Source organism: Paenibacillus aurantiacus, from assembly GCF_042431225.1.
Classification (GTDB): Bacteria; Bacillota; Bacilli; order Paenibacillales; family Paenibacillaceae; genus Paenibacillus_Z; species Paenibacillus_Z aurantiacus.
In genome coordinates, this window is record NZ_JBHMDO010000023.1 from 31980 (window position 1) to 52919 (window position 20940).

Annotated in this window: 18 protein-coding genes; 3 read left to right on the plus strand and 15 right to left on the minus strand. The window is 52.6% G+C overall.

All coding sequences use genetic code 11. The annotated features are described in order from the left end of the window. Positions 1-597 precede the first annotated feature (597 nt). Together ACFFSY_RS14205 and ACFFSY_RS14210 are read left to right on the plus strand one after the other, a co-directional pair. Positions 598-1050, plus strand: coding sequence for an Lrp/AsnC family transcriptional regulator (locus ACFFSY_RS14205; RefSeq protein WP_377495020.1), 453 nt, complete (start codon positions 598-600; stop codon positions 1048-1050). Between the two features lie 28 nt (positions 1051-1078). Further along, complete coding sequence (locus ACFFSY_RS14210; protein ID WP_377495022.1) at positions 1079-2071, plus strand: EamA family transporter; 993 nt, start codon at positions 1079-1081, stop codon at positions 2069-2071. A 418-nt stretch (positions 2072-2489) separates the two neighbouring features. Here the strand turns inward: ACFFSY_RS14210 and ACFFSY_RS14215 are convergent, their stop codons facing one another. From ACFFSY_RS14215 to ACFFSY_RS14280, 14 genes are all read right to left on the minus strand, one after another. Next, positions 2490-2792 (minus strand): HEAT repeat domain-containing protein, encoded by a 303-nt coding sequence (locus ACFFSY_RS14215; RefSeq protein ID WP_377495099.1) that lies wholly within the window; start codon positions 2790-2792, stop codon positions 2490-2492. A gap of 102 nt (positions 2793-2894) precedes the next feature. Next, positions 2895-3245 (minus strand): hypothetical protein, encoded by a 351-nt coding sequence (locus tag ACFFSY_RS14220; protein WP_377495025.1) that lies wholly within the window; start codon positions 3243-3245, stop codon positions 2895-2897. A gap of 182 nt (positions 3246-3427) precedes the next feature. Beyond that, the gene (locus ACFFSY_RS14225; RefSeq protein ID WP_377495027.1) at positions 3428-4351 is read right to left on the minus strand and encodes a DUF4037 domain-containing protein; all 924 of its coding nucleotides are present in this window, start codon (positions 4349-4351) and stop codon (positions 3428-3430) included. 221 nt (positions 4352-4572) lie between these two features. Further along, entirely contained in the window at positions 4573-5766 is a 1194-nt protein-coding gene (locus ACFFSY_RS14230; protein WP_377495029.1) for an MFS transporter, read from the minus strand. Between the two features lie 148 nt (positions 5767-5914). Further along, complete coding sequence (locus ACFFSY_RS14235) at positions 5915-6217, minus strand: ArsR/SmtB family transcription factor (RefSeq protein ID WP_377495031.1); 303 nt, start codon at positions 6215-6217, stop codon at positions 5915-5917. Positions 6218-6384: 167 nt separating this feature from the next. Further along, on the minus strand, positions 6385-6822 hold the full coding sequence (locus ACFFSY_RS14240) for a hypothetical protein (RefSeq protein WP_377495033.1): 438 nt from the start codon (positions 6820-6822) through the stop codon (positions 6385-6387). A gap of 206 nt (positions 6823-7028) precedes the next feature. After that, the gene (locus ACFFSY_RS14245; protein ID WP_377495035.1) at positions 7029-8360 is read right to left on the minus strand and encodes an ABC transporter substrate-binding protein; all 1332 of its coding nucleotides are present in this window, start codon (positions 8358-8360) and stop codon (positions 7029-7031) included. 24 nt (positions 8361-8384) lie between these two features. Next, positions 8385-9737, minus strand: a complete 1353-nt coding sequence (locus ACFFSY_RS14250; protein WP_377495037.1) for an ABC transporter substrate-binding protein — start codon at positions 9735-9737, stop codon at positions 8385-8387. Positions 9738-10017: 280 nt separating this feature from the next. Then, positions 10018-11328: an ABC transporter substrate-binding protein gene (locus tag ACFFSY_RS14255; protein ID WP_377495039.1), complete on the minus strand. Its 1311-nt coding sequence runs from the start codon at positions 11326-11328 to the stop codon at positions 10018-10020. A 3-nt stretch (positions 11329-11331) separates the two neighbouring features. Beyond that, a complete protein-coding gene (locus ACFFSY_RS14260; protein WP_377495042.1) occupies positions 11332-12846 on the minus strand; it encodes a response regulator in 1515 nt (504 codons plus the stop codon). A gap of 27 nt (positions 12847-12873) precedes the next feature. Further along, entirely contained in the window at positions 12874-14613 is a 1740-nt protein-coding gene (locus tag ACFFSY_RS14265; RefSeq protein WP_377495044.1) for a cache domain-containing sensor histidine kinase, read from the minus strand. A gap of 135 nt (positions 14614-14748) precedes the next feature. Further along, entirely contained in the window at positions 14749-16329 is a 1581-nt protein-coding gene (locus tag ACFFSY_RS14270) for an alpha-L-rhamnosidase-related protein (RefSeq protein ID WP_377495046.1), read from the minus strand. Beyond that, positions 16326-17498: a glycoside hydrolase family 3 C-terminal domain-containing protein gene (locus ACFFSY_RS14275; RefSeq protein ID WP_377495101.1), complete on the minus strand. Its 1173-nt coding sequence runs from the start codon at positions 17496-17498 to the stop codon at positions 16326-16328. The genes ACFFSY_RS14270 and ACFFSY_RS14275 overlap by 4 nt, the downstream gene beginning before the upstream one ends. Then, positions 17386-18834 carry a glycoside hydrolase family 3 protein gene (locus ACFFSY_RS14280; protein ID WP_377495048.1) on the minus strand — a complete coding sequence of 483 codons (1449 nt, stop codon included), beginning with the start codon at positions 18832-18834 and terminating at the stop codon, positions 17386-17388. Before ACFFSY_RS14280 ends, ACFFSY_RS14275 begins: the two co-directional genes overlap by 113 nt. Before the next feature lie 318 nt (positions 18835-19152). On the opposite strand from ACFFSY_RS14280, the gene ACFFSY_RS14285 reads away from it, so the two are divergent. Continuing rightward, the gene (locus ACFFSY_RS14285) at positions 19153-20160 is read left to right on the plus strand and encodes a helix-turn-helix domain-containing protein (protein WP_377495050.1); all 1008 of its coding nucleotides are present in this window, start codon (positions 19153-19155) and stop codon (positions 20158-20160) included. Positions 20161-20252: 92 nt separating this feature from the next. Here the strand turns inward: ACFFSY_RS14285 and ACFFSY_RS14290 are convergent, their stop codons facing one another. Continuing rightward, positions 20253-20804, minus strand: coding sequence for a VanZ family protein (locus ACFFSY_RS14290; protein ID WP_377495052.1), 552 nt, complete (start codon positions 20802-20804; stop codon positions 20253-20255). Between the last annotated feature and the right edge of the window lie 136 nt (positions 20805-20940).

The following is a 20940-nucleotide window of genomic DNA, read 5'->3' on the forward strand; positions in this document are numbered from 1 at the left end:
TAGGGGTTCTGCGCTTGATGCGGCTTCGTGCTGACCTTCGCTTACGTCCGCTTGGGCGGACACGCTTTACGCCCTCGGAGCCACTGTTCAGTGAAAATTATGTTCTAGACTGAAAACCTTGATCAGACGGGTTTAAATAGATTGGAAATCGTCAGACTTCGAAATTTAAGTATTAGACTGACTATAAAAATGAAAGAGCGGCGGACCAAGACTTGAAAAATAAAGTCTTAGACTGCCGCTGTCTGAGTTCAACTAACGTTCTTATAGCTTAACGGCTGCGGCCAGTCTACAACTTTATTTTCACGGTCTAATACTTTATTTTTCAGTCTAATACTTTATTTTTACCGAACAGCCCGTACGGAATCGTCCGCACCGGGCAATGGTATCCGGGCTCCCTCCCAGAGTCTGCGGAGCCAAGTCTCAGGGGCGGCTTGTTCGGAGGAGAATTACGATTCGTTAGAATAACGGGGGATTTTTCCCCCTAGCCTGACAATTCTGTATTCCAATCGCCGTATTCTATGACAAAACGTTCAACTTTTTCGCACATACTTAACGATTCGTCAGAGCGTGATATAATTTCCAACAAGGAGGATTGTCATGGACGAAATCGATCTTCAGATCTTGCGGTTGCTTGAAGAAAACGGAAGACTCACTCACGAGGAGATCAGCCGGCTGCTGCATATTTCCCGCCCGACCGTTCACCAAAGGGTGAGCAAGCTGGAGAAAAACGGTGTAATTCGGGGATACCGGTGCGTGGTGGATTGGAGGAAGCTGGAACAGAAAATCAAAGCCCTTATCTTCGTCAAGGTCAAATGCCAGAATTACAGCGAGCTGGCGGGCATCGTTGTAGAGCTGCAAATCCCGGGTGTCACCCTCCTGGAATGCCAGCGTCTTGCGGGCGAGTGGTGTATGCTCTTGAAGGTGCGGGTTTCCGCCCCGGAGGATATCACCAGGCTGATCGATCATTTGGTCAAGTTCCCGGAAATTCTGGAAACCTCCACAACCTTCATCCTGTCTACCATACTTGAAAACGAAATAAAAGAAATATAAGAATCACGAGCAGAGGAGAAGAACCGAATTGAAAACACGGAGTGTACCGGATCAAGTTTCATCTATTAAGGGTTCAACACCTTGGATCGTTATCATCGCTCTGTTATCCGTCTACATATTCTGGGGCGGCACTTACTTGGGCATGAAGGTAGCTATCGAAACCATGCCTCCATTCTGGATGGCGGGAACCCGGTTTCTCATAGCCGGAGGCGTGCTTTACGTCTTAGCCCGGATGCAAGGTGAAGGCCGGCCCTCTGCCCGGGAATGGCGAGGAGCCGGGATCGTAGGGGCATTGCTGCTGTTGGGAGGCAACGGGATGGTGGCATGGGCGGAGCAGCGGGTCCCTTCGGCTATCGCATCCATGCTGGTCGCGACCGTTCCTCTATGGATCATCGCCTTCAACTGGGCTGGCAGCCGAAAGGCGCCCGGCATAGGGACTATTGCGGGTGTCATCCTGGGGTTCAGCGGAATCGTGGTTCTGGTCTCGCATACAGGCGGTGAATCCGACAAAAGCCTGGATGCCATTGGTCTGATCACCCTAGTGATTGCCTCCATCTGCTGGTCGGCCGGCTCCATGTACTCCCGCAGAGCCCGTTTACCCAATTCGCCGATGATGTCCACGGCGGTCCAAATGCTTGTGGGCGGTGCCCTGCTTCTCATCGCTTCCTATTTTATGGGGGACTGGTCCAAGCTTCATCCGAGCGACATCTCCCTGCGTTCTTACCTGGCATTGGGCTATTTAATCTTCTTCGGCTCCATATGCGGCTACACCGCCTACATCTGGCTGCTGAAAAGTGCGGATCCCACCTGGGTATCCACCTACGCCTTCGTCAATCCGATTGTCGCGTTATTCCTGGGCTGGTGTCTGGCCGATGAGCAGCTTACCGTCAACTCTTTGGTAGCCTCCGTCATTATTATCGCTGCGGTTATTGTGATCACCGTATTCGGGAGGAAGCCGCAGAGCTCTACTACTCGGATTCAACCATCAAACGTTACCGCAGCTGCAACCTCCAAAAGATAATTCTCAAGCCTCCTATGGGACATCCATGGGAGGCTTGTTTGCTTGTTTGGCTAGAGCAGCTCTTTATGGCGCGGGATAAGATACTCGCGTTCACCGGAAATCACAGCTAATAGTTAGCAGCCAGAAATTCATAGAAACTCCATTAGAGTTCAACAACTACCCGAGAATTTTACGGCAATCACTACATGTTCTTGTCATTTACGGCTAAGGATATATGTTCTTGTCATGCACTTTTGACAAGAACATATATCCTTAAAAAGAAAAAACCGCAACATATGCGGCCTATAATGAATATATGTTCTTCCTCCGACAATGGCAGTAAATGACAAGAACTTATATAGTTATCCGATCTCCCTGTATGTTTGTAAGCTGCCCTCTCAGTGATTATTAAGCTAATGTCTCCAGTTAGCTTAACAACTTAGTGCGAATTGAGGAAAAAGTGAATATCGTCCAACGCACTTGTTGCATGGGATCTAACAAACTCATTTGGATCATTTAATGCGTTACGTACAATGGGAAGAACTTTGTCTTGTTCCAGATCACCGTGAATCCTGGCAAGGTGACCAAAACACAAGATCGCTATCCCTCTGACGTTTGGATTCTGGTCGGAACTGCAGCGAATACATATTTCCTGTACAGCTTTCCAATCATCATTATGAAAGGTAAGTGCCAGTAGAGCATCTACGACTTTCTTAACTTCACCCGAGTGCAAAGCCTCCATCGCTTTGTCGTAATTGTATCCGTTAATTTCTTGGTAACGTTCGTTATTCAGTCTTCTCACCGCCTAACATGATCATTAAGCTATCGTTCCCAGTTAGCTTAATCACCGCTTAACTGCTTTGAGATATATTCCCTCGGTTTTTACTGCTATCGCTGATTTTACGTCTTGTTCTTTGATTTTATACAATTCCGTACCTATCTGATAAGTGTTTGAAAAAGCATCTACAACATAGTGCTGTCCACTTTTATTGGAATACGACTTCACTTCTCCGACTTTCTGTTCAATACTTTCGTCCTTCACTTCCTCATCAGTTACCATGTAGTTCAATCCCTGAAAAATGACGATTTTCAATGATTGTTCATCTGTTACTTCTGCGTTGTCGCTATCCGTACATGAGGATAACAAGCCTATAAACAAGACAAGAAATAAACTGAGTATGATTCTTTTCTTCAAAAAATTCTCGCCCCCCGTTCTTGCGATTATAAGTACCCTGTTAGACGAACCTGTTTTACATAATGTTGCTGTAATCTGCCCGTTAGCGCAACGACGACAGCCGATCTATCTGGCCGGCTGCCGTCGTTGGTTGTTGAGCTATCGTTCTCCGATAAGTTGAAGGAAGTGGGTCTGAAATAGCCTTAATTTTTCAAATCCGGATTCTTAATTGCATCCAATACCCCCATGGAATACTCTAAGAGCTTGAGAGTGCTTTTCGGATAAGCAGCGTCTGGTATATTGACCGGTTTGAAGCTCAAATTTTCCAGTTCCTCTATTATTATCTTTTCAATATCTTCGGTCAGCTTGGATATATCCGCAGGATGATGAACTCCTCTTGATATTATTTCACCGACCTGTTGACCGAACAACGGCAACTTGAGGAATTCTCTATAAAGCCACTTTTCATATGGAGCATACCTATGATTCAGTAGAAAAACAACTTTCATAATATGTTCTACATATCTGCCCCATAACAGACTAGCTGAAATGATATCTCCGCGCTTAACTGACCTTTTTACATATTGAACATCCCATTTCCATGCTTCTTGAAGATGAGAAGCCAACCGCTTTTTCCAAACATCTTCAGAGTAGTATTTTTTAAACGAATCAAATCGGTTAGACATTTCTCCGAATTCATCGTAAAAAATGGGGTAGTGCGTTATTTCGAAGAGTTTTTCCTCAGAAATATTCAACCATTCAGTATCAGAAACCGGAGCATAAGTGACTCCAATCTTAACCATCATAAACTCGTCATTATTCAAGATTGGACAGGAGTACTTAGCCTCTTCAGGATTTGACCAACCATACCCCAAATATTGTTTCGGTAAGAGCTCGAGAGCTATCCTTAAATTCTCTATATAGCTTGATTTAATTTCTTTTGGCAACCAAATTGCAAAGCCTGGTCCCCATCCGTGGTCACGAGAAACTTCGTCATCGTTCCCATGGCATTGTGACCCTCCTCCTAATCCTGCTGCTAAGTAGGGTAATACTTCTGGGGCAGTTTCTTTAATCCTTGGCAATCCTTCTTGAAAAAAGAATAGCTTACAAAGTTCAAGCCCTTTCATAATTCCCCTCCTTGTCGCTTGCGTTTATCGCCCCTCCATATTAACACATATTGGAATTAATCTGCCCGTTAGCGCAACAACGACAGCCGATCTTTCTGGCCGGCAAGGTCCCCCACCTTTCGTAACAAAAAACGAAGAAGCCATAAAAAGGTAACACCGTTTGCAAAAAAAAAGAAAAGACACCCCCGCGGGATGCGGGGATGTCGCTAGCTGCATGTCATTCAATGATCGTTTGAGGCGGTCGCTGCATGGTAACGCGCTGATTTTTGTTTTCCGTTCAGCCGGCAAATGAGGAGAGCGGCCACAATCGCAACCGCGACACCTGCCGCGCCAAGCCATGGAGTGAACGAAAGCGAGACCGTTTCGATCGCGGCCCCGCCGAGTCCAGCGCCCGCAGCCATTGACAGCTGCATCATGGACTGATTCAGGCCGAGCATAACGCCGGTCGCTTCAGGCTCAATAGTTGTCAAATGATACTGCTGCGTCGGCCCCGTCGACCATGCGGAGAACGACCAGACCAATAGAATGGCGATAACGCCAGCCGGTGAATCCGTCACAAGCGATAGAAGAACCAGCATCAAGATATGAATCGCCATCCCGCCGAGCAATGTGCGATAAACGCCCCACCGGTCCGTACTATAACCGCCGAGTTTGGATCCGATCAGACTGGCAATTCCGAATACGAGCAACGTTCCGCTCAGATAACGCTCAGGCAGCCCCGATACCTGAAGCAGGAACGGAGACAAGTACGTATAGGCGATGGAATACCCTCCGACCCAGAAGAAGGTAACCGATAATCCCAGCGCGACTTTAGGCTTCTTCAAGAGACTGAGCTGCTTCCGCAGCGGGATAGGCGCATCCCCTTTAACTTCAGGAAGCGTAAGCGCAAGGATGACAATAGCGACGATGCCAAGCATTGCGACTGCTGCAAATACGGTCTTCCAGCCATAAACGTTCGCGATCACCCGGCCAAGGGGGACGCTGATAATTAACGATGCGGTAAAGCCCATAACAACCGTGGCGATAGAACTCGCCTGCCTCCCTTCGGGAGCGATTTTAGCAGCAATATTCAGTGCGGTCACAACAACCGTCCCTGCGCCGACGGCCATGAGAATGCGAGCGCCCATAAACCACCCATACCCTGGAAGCACAAAGGCGAATATGTTGGAAATCACAAATAACCCCACACTGTACAAAATCAGTTTCTTCCTGTCCATCCTGGCCGTCATTGCCATGAGGATCGGCGTGAATAGCCCGTAGACCAAAGAGAAAATCGTAATCAATTGCCCGGCTGCAGCAAGAGAAACATCCAAAGCGCCAGCCACCCGGTCCAGAATCCCGGATAAAACATACTCGGACGTACCGATCAAAAAGCTGACAAGGGCAAGTAAATAAATTTTCCAACTGTTTGACATTGGAATATCTTCAACTCCTTTATTCAAATTCGATTTATACAAAGATGATTCGTGAATTATCGATATGTTAATTTCAATAAGACATATCGCAAATTATCGATGTATCACACCAAAAAAAACGGATTCGCATCACGAACCCCTTTTTCTCCTACATATCCTCTCGCATGTAATCGGCAAGCCTGGATATCGCTTCCTCATTTCGCAGATAGTACGTATATTTGCCGATTCGTTTGGTCTTAATTAAGCCCGCCCGCTGAAGCATTGTAAGGTACTGGGATGCGGTCGACTGCGTCATGTTCAGTTTTTCGGTAATTTGACTTACGCACACCCCGATTTGTTCCATATCCACTCCTTCATGGGGATGAAAATGAAGATTGGGTTCTTTCAGCCATTGCAAAATCTGGAGCCTTGACTCATTCGACAACGCTTTAAAGACGTCTATTGGTTTCATACGCCTTATTATATCGATCTTTCTCGATATGTCAATTGATAAGACCGTCTGGATTTGCACGGACTTGAGTCCGAATTTCAATCCCACTATCTTTTTAATCGGCCGCCGCAGTGATTTATAAAGCTATCGTTTCTACGTTAGGACTTCATTTGACCCAAAAAGATAATTTAGTCCAAGGCTTGGATAACCCATTCTCCATTCGATTGTTTTCTGATCCAGAGCATAAACGTTCTATACTCCTCGCCCTTACTATTTTTGCAATTTGCGTATGCTGTTGCGAATGTTCCCTCTTTATTAAAGGTAAACTCAGCATCGGTGAAGGTTACCCCATCGCTTATCTCTTCTAAATACCTCCAATAATCATCCACTGCCTCTTTCTCGGTAAACTTTTTGGAGAACTTAGTTATGTCATTCGACACGTAAGCATCAACTAATTCCTTGACAATCGAGTAGATTTCCTGATTTCGCTCATCATTCGGATATTTAACTTCTTTCATTATAGATGCTTTATCAATATGTTTTGGCGCTAGCTGGGTATCACCATACGCATGAGCATCTAAACTGAAACTAAGCACTAAGACTGAAATCATACCCCGCCAAAACAACGGAAACACCTCCATTTATCTTCCTAATATTCCTAACTTTTATCGAATTATCCTGACAGTTAGCGTACGGTAGCGGCTGTTCTACAACTTTATTTTCACGGTCTACTACTTCATTTTTCAGTCTACTACTTTATTTTCAGCTCACAGCCACACCTCGAACAAAAATAGCAGCCTCAGTCGGTTTTCCGACCAAGACTGCCATGCTATTACTCCGTTTTCTCCGCCTCCGCCAACTGTTTGTTCGTCCGATCCAGCTCGAGCTGCCCTTCGTTCTGAATGGACGTCATCGCCTCGTCCAGGCTTTTGCTGCCGGATACGACCGCTTGCAGCTCTTTGCCCGTAAGCTGTCTGAACGATCTGTTGAAATCGCTCAGCGTGTGCATATGCACGGACTGTCCTCTAGGTTGCAGCGTATAGAAGGGATCATAATTGACGCCATCATTGGACGTATTATACTGTGTCCGGGTCATTAAGTTCCCGTTGTTGGTTTTTGACAGCAGCTTCGCAGCCACATCCCCGTTGATATCCTTCACAAGCTGCCATGCCGCCTTCTTATTCGCCGAATTCGCATTCACCCCGTAGATTTCCGTTAGCGCAAACGAGGAGGAAACGTCGGGATTGGCCGGATCATAGGGTTCCGTGAGCCACCCCCAATTGATCGGTTTCTTCCCCAGCGTTGCATACACCTTCATGGTTCCGGCATAAGAAGTTCCTTTCAGCGTCATCGCGGCTTTGCCCGAGAAGAACAAGTCTGCATTCAAATACTCGTCAAAACTCAGTTGCGAATAATCCAGATCACCCGGAAAATAGAAGGCACCCGACTTCTGAGCATCCACGGCCATTCCGAAAGCTTGCTTCCACCCATCGGTCTGAATGGTCACCTTCTTGCCGAACGCATCGGTGTATCGAAAACCTGTCGTGTCGCCGATCGTAAACCCGAGACTCGACAAATGATCATCCATCGTAAATCCATAAACCCGTTCTTCCTCGCTGCCTGTCGTCGGGAACCGCTTCGCCAGTTCGATCACTTCCGGCCAGGTCATGCGCTCGGTCGGAAGCGGCACCTTGAATTTGTCGAACAGGTCTTTATTATAATAGAGGGCATTGGCGGAAAAATACGGCGATATCCCGAATAATTTGCCGCTGCCCTGCTCTCTTAACAACTGCAAGGAAGCGGCCAACAGATCGGCGCTCTTGAAATCTTCCTCGACGAGCATCGGTTCCAAATCCAACAGGGTGCCCTTCTCAACAAGCTCGCTATATTGCGTCACGGTGTTCATCAAAATCACGTCGGGATTTTCCTTCTCGATGAGATCAGGTTGAGCCGCCACGACTTCAATCTCGATATTGGGATACTTCAGATTGAACGCATTGCCATATTGCTGATTGAACGTATCCTCATCAACATACATGACCTTCAGCTGCCCTGCTTCATTTGTATCTAAGGCATAATCCTCATTGTCATCGCCGCTGCAGCCTTGAACTAAAACAGCAGAAACGACCACAAGTGACGCGAACACCCTTTTGGGCCCCTTCATCTTCAACCCCCTCCTTTCTTTGTCTTATCGGCCTTTCGCAAGCCTCTTGTTCAGCATATCCAACTCGAGCTGCCCTTCGTTCTGCAGCGTCGCTAACGCCTCGTCCATGTTCTTGCTGCCGCTTACGACTGCCTCCAGTTCTTTATTCATAAGCGGTCTGAACGATCTGTAGAAGCTGCCCAGTTTGTACAACATCGACTGCCCTCTTGGCTGAAGCGAATAGAACGGATCATAATTGACGCCTTCATCGGGCTTATTGTATATTGTGCGGGTCATCAAACACCCACTGTTATTGGATCGAGAAAGCAGTCTAGCAGCCTCATCCCCATTAATTAACTTCACAAGCTGCCATGCCGCCTCCTTATTGGCCGAATTCGCATTTACCCCATAGATCTCATTGAGATAGAACGAGGAGGAAACATCGGGATTGGCTGGATCGACAGGTTCCCTGAGCCATCCCCATTTGACCGGCTTGATCTTCCCGGACGTTGCGACATGCTTCATATAGTCGGCATAATAAAATTCTTTAAGCGTCATCGCGGCTTTGCCGGATATGAACTTGTCTGCTTTCAAGGACTCTTCATAACTTAGCTTGGAATAGTCCAGATTTCCTGGGAAATAGAAAGCTCCCGACTTTTGAGCATCCGCAACCATTCCGTAAACTTGCTTCCATCCATCCGTTCGAACGGTCACCTTCTTGCCAACCGAATCGGTGGTCTGCAGTCCTGACGTCTCTCCGATGGTTAACCCAAGGTCAGACAAATAAGTGTTCATCGTAAACCCGTAAATCCGCTCTTCCTCACTGCCTGCCGTCGGGAACCGCTTCGCCAGTTCAATCACTTCCGGCCAGGTCAAGCTCTTGGTCGGAAGCGGTACCTTGTATTTATCAAACAGGTCTCTATTGTAATAAAGGGCATTGGCGCAAAAATACGGCGATATCCCGTATAATGTGGTGCCGCCCTTCTCCCTTAACAGCTGCAAGGAACCTGGCAGCAGATCGGCGCTCTTAAAGTCCTCCTCTAGCAGCATCTGTTCCAAATCCAACAGTTTGTTCTTCTCCGCTAGTTCGCTATATTGATTTAACGTGTTCATCAAGATCACGTCGGGCTCTTCCTTCTCTATTAATACCTTGTAGTCCTCCTCCGTATTGACGTCAAGCGTATACAGCTGTTGGGTCCCTACGATTTCAATTTCAAGATTAGGAAACTTTGAGCTGATCAAATTGCCATATCTCTGATTGAATGTATCCTCATCCTGATACATGACCTTCAACTTCCCGGGTTCCTCTGGATTAAAGGAGTCATTGTCGCTACACCCTTGAACGAGAATGGCGGAAATGACTATAAGTGACGTTAGCACCCCTTTGGAAAACTTCATTTTTCACCCCCCACGTTATAAAAATACAGCTAGATTCTACCAAATTCCTTTAATTTGTCAATTTTCACTACCGCCTTCTTTTTGGCCGAGTTGATTGATAGTCCTTTTGAGGAAACCTTTATTCTATGGTCTGTAAACAAGATTAGGAAATAAGACGTAAGTCTCGTAGCATTCTAGTCGAGTATCGCTCGCTGAACGGCAACGCCCTTGCATTCATCCGTTGATGAGATCACGGGTGTTTTTGATTGCATACAAAAAAGCTTGATTTCTCAAGCTTTGTTCACTCCTGCGTCAGCGCCTCCCGCAGCTCCTTCATATACATCTCCGGCGTGTAGTCGCGATTGGCGACGAGCAGCTGGGCGTTATCCCACGCGACTTTCTGGGCGGCGGGCGTGAACAGCGCCTCGAACCAGAGCGCTCCGTTCCGGACGCCGCTTATTTTCTCCTGCACCATCTGGGTCAGCGGCGACATCGAGGCGGGCATTCGGTCGAGGTTGAAGCCGGTCAGAAAGCCCATCTCGTTCATCGCTTTGTCGCCATAATTGCTGAACACGTGCTTCATCCAGTCCTTCATCTTGTCATTGTAGGCGTCGGCGGAGAAGGAGGTCGTCAGTCCCGCATTCAGCAGCCAGTCGTTCATCGTGCCGACTCCGCCTTCCACGAGCGGAATATTGAAAAAGCCGATCTGGTCCGCGCCGATTTTATTTTGAGCCGGATCGTTGAAGTCCCGCAAGCTCCAACTGCCCGAATAGTACATCGCCGCCTTGCCCTGCAGAAACGACGAAGCCGCGGAGTTCAGATCCGTCATGTTGACGTTGTCGCCGAGATACCCGTTCAGCCCCATGCTCTGGACGACGCTCGCCGCCTTAATAAAGCCCGGATCGGTCACCTTGAGCTCGCCCTTGGCCACCCGCTGCATGGCGTCATAGCCGTACAGGCGGATGACGTAGCCGTTAATGAGCCGCGTAATCGGCCATTTCACCGAACCGGCGACCGAGAACGCCTGAATGCCGCTGGCCTTGAAGACGGCGGCCGCCTCCAGCATCTCGCTCCAGGTGCGCGGCTCCTGCAGCCCGTATTTGGCGAACAGCCCTTTGTTATACCAGAAGCCTTCGAGATTCATTTCGAGCGGCAGGGCGTATAGCCCTTTGCCTCCGACCATGGACTTCATGAGCTTCACCGCCGTCGGGTTCAGCTCCTCGTACAAGCCCAGCTCCTTGAACGCCTGCTCGAGATCCAGCACGAAGCCGTTGTCCGCCAGCACCTCCAGCGGCTTCCCCGATTCGAAGGCGAACATCTCGGGCAGATCGTTGCTCGCGGCGAGCAGCTGGATTTTCTGCAGCAGATCGGTCGTGTTGACGTTCTCGAATTCATACCGGACATCCGGATGCGCGCTGCCGTATTCCTCCGCCAGCTCGCCGATGATTTTGGCGCTGCCCTGATAATCCAGCATGGACGACACGTATTGAATCGTCTGCGTCTTGTCCTCGACCGTGTTCTGACGGGGAATCTGGCCGGCGCCGGCCGCGCATCCCGACAATAACGCGCCGGTCAACAGCGCGAGCGCGAATGTAACGCATCTTCTCCTCATGCCTTACGTTTGACCTCCTCCGTGCTTAAGCTCATGCTGCTCCCGGTACTGGCTCGGCGTATAGCCGTAATGCTTCTTGAACAGCTCCGTGAAGTGCCGGTACTTGTAATAGCCGACCTTCTCGCACGCCTCGCCCACCTTGAGACCGCTCCGCAGCAGCGCTTTTGCCTGCTCCAGCCGGATACGGGTCACGTACTTGATATACGAGGTGCCGGTCTTCTCTTTAAACAACAGACTGAAGTAGGTGGCATTCATTCCGACGTGATCGGCGACCTCCTGCAGGCTCAGATCGAGATGGTAATGCTTCCGGATATAGTCCTGCGCCTTCTCGATCAGCTGATGCTTCGGCGCCCGGCGCGCTTCTTCCGCCCGCTCCATGAGCGTCTCCATATGGCGACGCAGCCAGGCGAACATCGCTTCCCGCGTGTGCATGCCGCTCAATTCCTGATGCTGAATCGCGGCCGGCTTCCCGGGCTGTCGCGCATCGATGCCCATCTCCTTCACCGCCTGCATGCCGATGTAGGCCAGCTTCAGCATCTCCTGCTCCGCATGCTCGGGATCCAGCCGCTCGCCGACCATCCAGCTATTGAACGCCTCCAGCTGCCCGATCAGGCCGGCTTTATTATTCGTGCGCATATGGAAGAGGATCGCTTCCTCATGTTCGGACATGTTGCCCGGGTCGGCCGCCGTGCCGCCCACATGCTCGATCCGCACCCAGCCCGGCTCTTCCAGGAAACGGCCGTAGCGCAGCGCCCGCTGCGCTTCCAGGTAACTTAGCCTCGCGCCTTCCACATCCCCGTAAGTCTGGCCCGAGCCGAACGTCTCCGACATTTCGGCCGATGCGGACGCGAGCTCTTCCCACGCCGCCTCGACCGGCCACTCCATATGAACGAGCAGCACCGCCCATACCGCGCCCAGCTTCATCACGATATGACGGCAGCCGAGCTGGGCGCTGACGGCGCTCGGAGAGCTCGGGAACACCAGCACGGTTACCGCCGCGATCTGCCGGGCCTCCTCGCCGAAGCAGGCGCGGAAGCGATCGGCCCCCTCCTCCCCGAGCAGCAGCAAATCCATCGCGGCTTTCGCAAGCAGCTCCTCCCGGCTTTCCGCAAGCCGGCTTTCCAGGGCGCTGACCTGCTGCCGCTGGCCAAGCTTCCGCATCGTCCGTTCGAGCGCCTCCTCGACTTTCTCGATCGTGACGGGCTTCTCCAAATAATCGACCACGTCCAGCTTCATCGCGGTCTTGATATAGTCGAATTCGTTAAATCCGCTGAACACGATGCAGATCGTACCCGGCTCCTCTTGCATGACCTGTTCGATCAGCTGCAGTCCGTTCAATCCCGGCATGCGAATATCGGTCATGACGATATCCGGCTTCACCCGCCGGAATAGATCGAGCGCCTCCAGGCCGTTGCCCGCCGTACCCGCGAGCTCGATGCCGTAGCTTGCCCAATCGATATGCTCCTTCAGTCCCTCCAAGACAATGTATTCGTCGTCGATGAGCACCGCTTTCAGCATGCGCGCCGCCCTCCTTCTTCTCTCCGTCTATAAGCGGAACCGGATTTCGATGGTCGTCCCCGCGTCAACCTCGCTCTTGATCGTGAAGCTGCTGGTCGGGCCGTAATAGAGCGCTAATCTCTCTTTGACGTTGCCAATGCCGTAGCCTTGATGAATGGCGGACATCTCTTTGATGCCGATCCCGTCATCCGCCACGATGAACGTGACGATCCCGTCCTCGAGGCGTCCGGTCAGCCGCACGGTCCCTTCTCCGAGCTTGGGCTCCAGGCCATGATAGATCGCGTTCTCGACCAGCGGCTGGAGCAGCAGCTTCAGCATGTCCAGATGCATTAGCTCCGGCGCCACGTCCCCGATATACGTAAACCGGTTTTTGAAGCGCAAATTTTGGATCGTTATATAATGCTCGATATGCTTCAGCTCCTTGAACACGGGGATCGTCTCCTTCCCCTTGTTGAGGCTGAGCTTGAAGCTTTCCGACAGCGCGACGGCCATGGCCGCAATATCGCGATTGTTCTGCTTGATGGCCATCCAATAGATCGAATCGAGCGTGTTGTAGAGAAAATGCGGCTTGATCTGCGATTGCAGCGTCTGCAGCTCGGCCTCGCGCTCCTTCAGCTGGGCATGGATGAGCCGTTCCTCCAGCTGCTGGTTCTCCGAGGAGATCCGCTTGAACGTCTCGCCGATCGCGCCGATCTCATCCTCCTCGAAGGAGGCTAGCTGGGTCTGCGCGCCCGAGCCCTTCGACCAGTCGACCATCAGCTTCTTGATTCGCAGAAGGGGTCGGATGATGCTGCCGGACAGAATAAGGGACAAGATCATCGCGACTGCCGCAATTAAAGCGGCGAACACCCAGGTAATGCTTCCGATCCGGTTCGCGTCCTTCAGCAGCGAACCGCTCTCGACGATATGCATGAGCGTCCAATCCGTCGTCTTGTTGCGGTAGCCGATCGACAGATAACCCTCGCGGCGAAGCTGCTCGAACCATGTTTCCTCGGACATTCGTTCATCTATACGGCTCGCAAGCCCCGGCATCTCTTCATACACGGGCTGCATGCTGCCGCCCGTCGAGTCGAGTACCATCAAGCCGCCATCCTCCGTCTCGTTGACCGCTTCGCGAAACATCGACGTGCGGATATTGATGACCAGCATGCCGAGCGTCTGGAACCGGTCGGGGTCGCGCAGCAGCTTGACGCTGGAGAACGCCTGGCCGGTCGTCGAGCTTTGAAGCACGTTATAACCGAAGAAGACTTCCTTCCCCTTGGCCGCGGTCGCCTGCCGGTACCAGTCGCTGGATGCGATCTCGCGCCTGCCTTCTTGCGTGACGTAATACCCGGTGAAGGCATCCGTGCTGCCGTAGCATACCGACTGGAAGCCCCGGTCGAACAAGCAGATCGAATCGATGTAGCGGGTATCGATCAAGTTCGTCACGACCAGATTCTGCAGCCGGGTCGAGGTGCGGACATCCAGCGGCCGATTGCCGGCATAGCTGGCTTTCAGCTCCGCCCGCAGCTCGGGGTTGGCTAGAATGAGCCGGTGCATATTAATGACATTGCGCAAGAGCAGATCGGCGACTTCGCTGGCGGTCTTCAAATTTTGCACATTGGTGGTCATATGGTTCGCCACGATCGTCGCCCTCGAAATATTCGTCGATATAAAGCCTAGCAGGAGCAGCGGCGGAACGGACAATAGGACCATCGCGGCGAGTATGCGCGTTCGAAGCTTGCGCGGCTTGATGCGCAGCCATAGCTGGCGAAGTGAAAGCTTCATCCTATAACCGCCTTATGGATTAGTCAGGTACAATCCTTTCTATTGTAAGCGATGTCACGTCTAGCGGCGCATGCGAAAAAATCAAAACAAACAATGGCCGTCCAAGCAGCCATTGTTCGTGCGGCAATGTTCATTCTACAACCCATAACGGCGAATCAGGTAAGTCGGCGTGCAGCTCCAGGCATGGCAGTAGCTGTTGATGAGCGGGCTGCCGTAAGGGGAGAAGCTCTTATTGTTCGGGTCATACAGCTCCCAGAACGTATCCGCGCCGTCCTGCGCCATCGCGCCCCAATAGGCTTTCATCTGCGCGATCGCTTCCTCCTTGCAGCCCGCGATGAGCAGCGCCTCGACGAAATGATGCATCATATACGGCGTCATCATCCCGACCTCCGGGCTTTCGGCCTGCAGCCGCAGCAGCAGGTCGCGATTGTCCGCATCGGGCAAAATTTCGGCTAACGCCATCCACACTTGGCCGGCCCACGAGATCTGGCGGTCCGATCCGCTGACGAAGAAGCGCCGCTCCGGGTCCCACAGCTCTCGCATCGTCGCGGCCGCCAGCTCGTTCAGCTTATCCGACAGCAGCGCGGCCGTACCCTCTTCGCCAACCGCCTCCGCCAGATGGACGGCACGCTTCAAGGTGTACAGGAGCACCCCTTGCGACGGCGCTTGCTTGTTTAACCGGTCCTGCCAGTCGATGAACGACCACCACGACTCGTCATCGCGGACGATCCCCGTTTCATCCACCTTCTCAAGCGCCAATTGCACCTGCCTGAATGCGGTCGGCCACAGCTCGCGAAGCGTCTGCCGGTCGTTCGTCGCGGCGAAGTAATCGTACAAGCTGGCGGTGAAGAACAACGAATAATCGAACAAGTACGTGTCGTCCGCGATGACCGACGGCTGGATGAACAGATTGGCCGATACGCGGCCCTGCTCATCCGGCACGCCGGCGAACAAATACAAGCATCGTTTCACCAGATCGTTCTGATTGAACGTCTCGTAATTCGCGAGCGCCTGCAGCCGGAGATCGCCGAGCCATAAGCGCCGGTCCCGCTTCGGGCCGTCCTCGAACACATCCTGCATGCAGTCCGCCAGCGTCCGAATGCTGATCCGGTCGAGCTGCTCGAGCACCGGGTCGGCATGATGGAGCGGGGCAACCTTGCCGCTGTCGGCGGACGTAACCGCTCTGCAGCCGACATCGTGGAACGAGACTTTATACTTCTGCGATGTCGCCATAATCTCGACCTTCACGTAACGGAAGCTGTAACGCCGAGGCAGCTCGACGCGATGCGGCATCACGTCGATGAATATCGTCTCCTCCTGCAGCCAAGCGCTGCTAATCCAGCCGTCATAAGTATCGAAGGGCACCGCGACCTCGACCGGCATTTCGCCGAAGGTCAGCTTGAGCTTCAGCGGAGCGTCGGGCGGACTTCCTACCGTTCTGACATCAAAGGACATATAACCGACCCGATGATCGCCAAAGTCGAGAATGAAGGAATCTCCCTTGCCGAAGCTTCTTGCTTCTAATTCGGCCGCATCCGCAACCGGATTGCAGCGATAGCCATGCACGGCGGCCGAGTCGGCTTCGATCTGAACCAGCCGACGCGGACGAGCAATTGTCTCATTGAGTAGCGGCTTTAGTCGCTCTGCTTCTTCCAGGAACGCTTCGTTACGAATAATGACGGCAGTCGAAGCTTGCATCTTGGCTTGCTCGGTCATGGCGCATAAACTCCTCTCTCATTAGACAGCTCCGAACCGTGCAGCACGGATGGGCACCGGTTGGCGGCTTCCCTTAGGGCAGCAGACGGGACGACCTCCGTCTCCAGCACGAATTTCCCGGACGATTCGCCCACCAGAACGCGGAACGCCCCCGCCGGCACCACCCATCGGTCCTGTCTCGGATCCCAGCCGCTGAAGGCTCTTGCGTTCAAGACCAATTCGACCGTGACCGTCTGGCCGGACTGCACCGGCAGCTTGGCGTAATTCTTGAGCTGCGCCGGCGGTTCGCCAGCCTCTTCAGGGAAGGCGACGTAAATCTGCGGCACCGCTTTGCCATCGCGATCGCCTTCATTGCGGACATCGAAGCTCACTTGCAGGCTCGGCAGACCCTTGATATTCGTCTCTTGAACGCGCAGGTTGCGGTAACGGAATTCCGTATACGACAAGCCATGCCCGAACGGAAATAGCGGTCTCTCTTTGTTGGCGGCGAACCACCGGTAGCCAACATGCAGCTTCTCCGTGTACACGGTGTCTTGTCCGATACCGGGATATTGCCCCATTGTCGTCACGGGACCTTGTCTTTCCGAACTCGGGAAGCTCATCGGCAGACGCCCGGATGGATTGACCTCGCCGAACAGCACCTTGGCGATCGCTTCGCCGCCCTGCATGCCCGGGTACCAAGCTTGAACGACGGCCTTTACGCCGTCCAGCCACGGCATCGCTGCCGGACCGCCGGTATTGAGCACGACGATCGTCTGCGCATTGGCCGCGGCTACCGCTTCAATGAGTCGATTCTGCGAACCCGGTAAGTTCAGGTTCGGTTTATCGAAATTCTCGGTCATATAGTCGTTCGCGAACACGACCGCGATATCGGCTTGCGAGGCTGCCTCGACGGCTTGGGCGATGAGCGCTTCGTCTTCTCCGGCGAACCATTCCAGCGCGATCGACGGCAGCTGGGCTTCGCCGCCGCCGGATGCGTAATGCACCTCGACCGCGACCGGCCGCCCTGCTTCGAGCCGCTTCACCCCCGTCTTATACAGCGAACGCGGCTCCCAGTTATCGATGACGAGCTCTCCGTCCAGCCATAAGCGGGACGCGCCGGAAGTCGGTAAATAAACCCGCCGTCTCCTGCGGAACGAGCGTCCCCGTCCATCTGGCGGAGGCGGGATGCGGCACGCCGGCGAACTGCCAGTTGATGTTCAGATTCGCAGCGGTCTCGGCGCGGACGGGTTCGCCGCTCAGATCGGGCGTGTCGTACGACAAGGCGGCCAGACCGTTCTCGAATGCTTCCGCGGGCACGGTCAGGAACGCAAGCGGCGAAGGATAAACGAAGGACGGACCGGTCGGGACGGGCGCCGTGCCCTGTGCGTACAGCACCTTTCGCCCTTTCCCGGCGCGGCGTTCGATGGCTTGAAGCGGCGTACCCTTCGCCCCGCTTGGCACATGAGCGCTGCCTCCCCCGGACGCGATGAGGTGGACCGCCGCTTGTCCGATGACGGCAATCGTGCCTTGGGCGCCGATCGGGAGCAATCCGCCTTCGTTCTTCAGCAGCACGATGGATTCTTCGGCCAAGCGCAGCGCTTCTTCTTCGCGCATCGTCAGCTGCTCGGCAGGCACCATCCCTTCGCCCGGCGCGCGATCGAACAATCCGATGCGGAACATCTCCTTCAAGACCCGGCCGGCGCTCGCATCGATCAGCGATATCGGCACGAGACCTTGCGCAACGGCTTCCTTGAGCGGTTCGCCATAATAGCGCTTGAACGGAAGCGTCAGCTCATAGTCCAACCCCGCGTGAATCGATTTGACCGTGCTTTGCGTGGCCAGGAAATCGGAGACGACGAAGCCTTCGAAGCCCCAATTATCCTTGAGGATGCGCGTGAGCAGCGGCTGGTTCTCCGCGCCGTGCGCGCCGTTGATCTTGTTGTAGGAAGCCATGACCGAGGCGACCTGGCCTTCCTTCACCGCTGCTTCGAATGCGGGCAAATAGATTTCGCGGAGCGTCCGCTCGTCGATGATGCTGTTCTGCGTGAAGCGGTCGGCTTCCTGATTGTTCGCCGCGTAATGCTTCACGCACGCCATGACGCCCTGCTCCTGAATGCCCCGAATGACCGCCGTTCCCGTCGCGGCCGACAAATACGGGTCCTCGCCGTACCCTTCGAACGTCCGGCCGTTCAGCGGCGTGCGCGCGATATTCACGGTCGGCCCGAGCAGCAGCGAGGTCCCCCGCTCCCGCGATTCCTTGCCGATAATCTCGCCATATCGATAGGCGGCTTCCTGATCGAACGCCGCGCCCAGCGCGACGGGGGCGGGGAGCTGCGTGCCCGCCGCTTCCTCGGGTCCGGTCACGCCGCCGGGGCCGTCGTTCAGCTTCAATGCCGGGATGCCGAGCGCGGCATCCGGCGTGCCTCCGTGCATCATCGCCAGCTTGTCATCCAACGTCATCGCGTCAAGCAGCCGCTGCACCCGCTCGTCCACTGACAGTACCTTATTCATCCAAGGCTTCATGCTCGATCCGCCCTTCCCGATAGCAGTTCTCTATTTACAGTCAACTTTGGCGCGCCAATCCGCTTGCCGGATTACCCGATGCTCGAATATCCGACAGCGGAGGATGGCGCTTGTTAGCGCCGTTAAATCAGGGTTTTACCGTGAACCATCTCCAAGTGCTTGCATGCATCTTCGTATCGCGATATCTTTATTAAAACGCTTTCGCCGGCCGATCACAATTCCGCTTTTACGGATCTCATTCTTCTTTTTACAGCTATTATGCGCAAGATGTGCCGGGACAAGTTCGACTTGGAATGCGATACAAGGTGGAGGATAGCCATGGACCCTATCATGCTGGATCACTACTTGAGGGCAATCAACGAGGTCGAAGCCGAGCAGCTCGCGAGCGGGGAGAACGTGAACGACTTGCCGTTCCCGAATGGACCGGAAGACGGAGAAGCTTATTTTCGCATGCCGGATACGCCCTTCTTTCAGAACGGGCCGATTCATATCCGCAAGCATCATCGCTTCGCGCCCATGCCTCCGCATTATCACAGCTTCATTGAATTGAATTATATCTATTCGGGGGTATGCGAGCAGCGGATTAACGGGGAGAAGGTCGTTTTGCGGGAAGGGCAGGTGTGCCTGCTCGATTCCGAGGTCGTGCACAGCATCGAACCGATGGGCCACGACGACATTCTGATCAACATCATTATGAAGAAAAGCACGTTCTTGTCTTCGTTCTTGAGCCGCTTCGGCTCTAGAGGTATCGTCTCGGACTTCCTGGCGAACGCCATTGCTTCGAATACGAACCACAACCGCTATATCGTGTTCGAATCCGAGCACCACGAAGACCTCCAGCTGTTCATGCGGCAGATGATGTGCGAAGCGTTCGGCAGCCGGGCCTACGCTCAGGAAATGATCTACAACTATATGATGCTGATCTACACCGAGCTCATGCGGGTCTACACGTATCGGACGAACGAGGAGCACCGGCAGCGCCACTCGCGGACGGATCTGCTCCGAATTCTCGACTATATTGAGAAAAACTATCAAACGTGCACGCTGACCGAGCTGGCGAACGCCTTCAACTTCAACGCCAACTATCTGGGCAATCTGCTGAAGAAACGAACGGGCAAGACGTTTATGGAGCTGGTGAAGACGCAGCGCATGATTCACGCCGCCGGCTTGCTGGCCAACACCGAGCAGTCCGTCGCGGATATCGCGCATGCGGTCGGCTATCAGAGCATGGGGTTCTTCTACCAGACGTTCGCCGATTTCTACCGCATGACGCCGTTGGCCTATCGGAACCAGTGGGCAGAGCACGGGGAGGGGGAGCGGACATGAGCATAACGTGCCGAAACAGGTAAAAGGCTGTTCTCCGATCTACGGAGAACAGCCTTTTCATTCACGTTTACATGTCTTCAGACCGGTGAGTTTCAGAATCTCATTTTGATCATAAACAAGTAATAATAGATGGCAGGTAATACAACGACAGCAGATAGTATGGTAATTACAACATGTGCCTTCATTTCGTCTCGTAATACGAATCGCAAAAGCTTATATCCCATAATCCCAATCCATCCACCTAGAGAATTGAGAATGACGTCATCAATATCTGCCGTTCCAATGCCCAGAAGCCCCTGAATGATTTCGACCAATAAACTCACGATAACGATAGTCAACAGATTGAATGCTGCGTTTTTTTTATTTTTAAACAACGCCAAATAGCCGCCAACGGGAATGAAAATAAGGATATTGCCCGCCACATTAGCAAAAGCAAAATCTTTTAAATTAGCAGAGCCGCCAGATATAAATTCACTTATGCTATAAAAGGGAATAAGATTGATTGACCTCATTATTGACCTTTGGCTATCAAATAGTTCCCAAATCGAAACTCTCGATAAGAACAGTATTTTGATTAACAAAAGGTTGTAACAGATGAAAACGCCATATAAAAAGACGCTTTGTATTCGTTCCCATTTATTCATGATGTCTCCTCCTTTTTTCATTATGTTGGATTACATCCGCAATTAGCCGCGATAGGCGTTATAAGTACGTGGAAAGCCCTAGAGAACAAATACCGCTGTGCTTCTTCCACCTCCCAATCCGCGAGAAGAATAGCTT

Coding starts and splice junctions, on each gene's coding strand:
- ACFFSY_RS14230 (WP_377495029.1), bottom strand. CDS start 5,766: ATGTCAAACAGTTGGAAAATTTATTTACTTGCCCTTGTCAGCTTTTTG.
- ACFFSY_RS14285 (WP_377495050.1), top strand. CDS start 19,153: ATGGACCCTATCATGCTGGATCACTACTTGAGGGCAATCAACGAGGTC.
- ACFFSY_RS14245 (WP_377495035.1), bottom strand. CDS start 8,360: ATGAAGGGGCCCAAAAGGGTGTTCGCGTCACTTGTGGTCGTTTCTGCT.
- ACFFSY_RS14265 (WP_377495044.1), bottom strand. CDS start 14,613: ATGAAGCTTTCACTTCGCCAGCTATGGCTGCGCATCAAGCCGCGCAAG.
- ACFFSY_RS14250 (WP_377495037.1), bottom strand. CDS start 9,737: ATGAAGTTTTCCAAAGGGGTGCTAACGTCACTTATAGTCATTTCCGCC.
- ACFFSY_RS14290 (WP_377495052.1), bottom strand. CDS start 20,804: ATGAATAAATGGGAACGAATACAAAGCGTCTTTTTATATGGCGTTTTC.
- ACFFSY_RS14280 (WP_377495048.1), bottom strand. CDS start 18,834: ATGAAGCCTTGGATGAATAAGGTACTGTCAGTGGACGAGCGGGTGCAG.
- ACFFSY_RS14260 (WP_377495042.1), bottom strand. CDS start 12,846: ATGCTGAAAGCGGTGCTCATCGACGACGAATACATTGTCTTGGAGGGA.
- ACFFSY_RS14205 (WP_377495020.1), top strand. CDS start 598: ATGGACGAAATCGATCTTCAGATCTTGCGGTTGCTTGAAGAAAACGGA.
- ACFFSY_RS14270 (WP_377495046.1), bottom strand. CDS start 16,329: ATGACCGAGCAAGCCAAGATGCAAGCTTCGACTGCCGTCATTATTCGT.
- ACFFSY_RS14255 (WP_377495039.1), bottom strand. CDS start 11,328: ATGAGGAGAAGATGCGTTACATTCGCGCTCGCGCTGTTGACCGGCGCG.
- ACFFSY_RS14225 (WP_377495027.1), bottom strand. CDS start 4,351: ATGAAAGGGCTTGAACTTTGTAAGCTATTCTTTTTTCAAGAAGGATTG.
- ACFFSY_RS14215 (WP_377495099.1), bottom strand. CDS start 2,792: ATGGAGGCTTTGCACTCGGGTGAAGTTAAGAAAGTCGTAGATGCTCTA.
- ACFFSY_RS14235 (WP_377495031.1), bottom strand. CDS start 6,217: ATGAAACCAATAGACGTCTTTAAAGCGTTGTCGAATGAGTCAAGGCTC.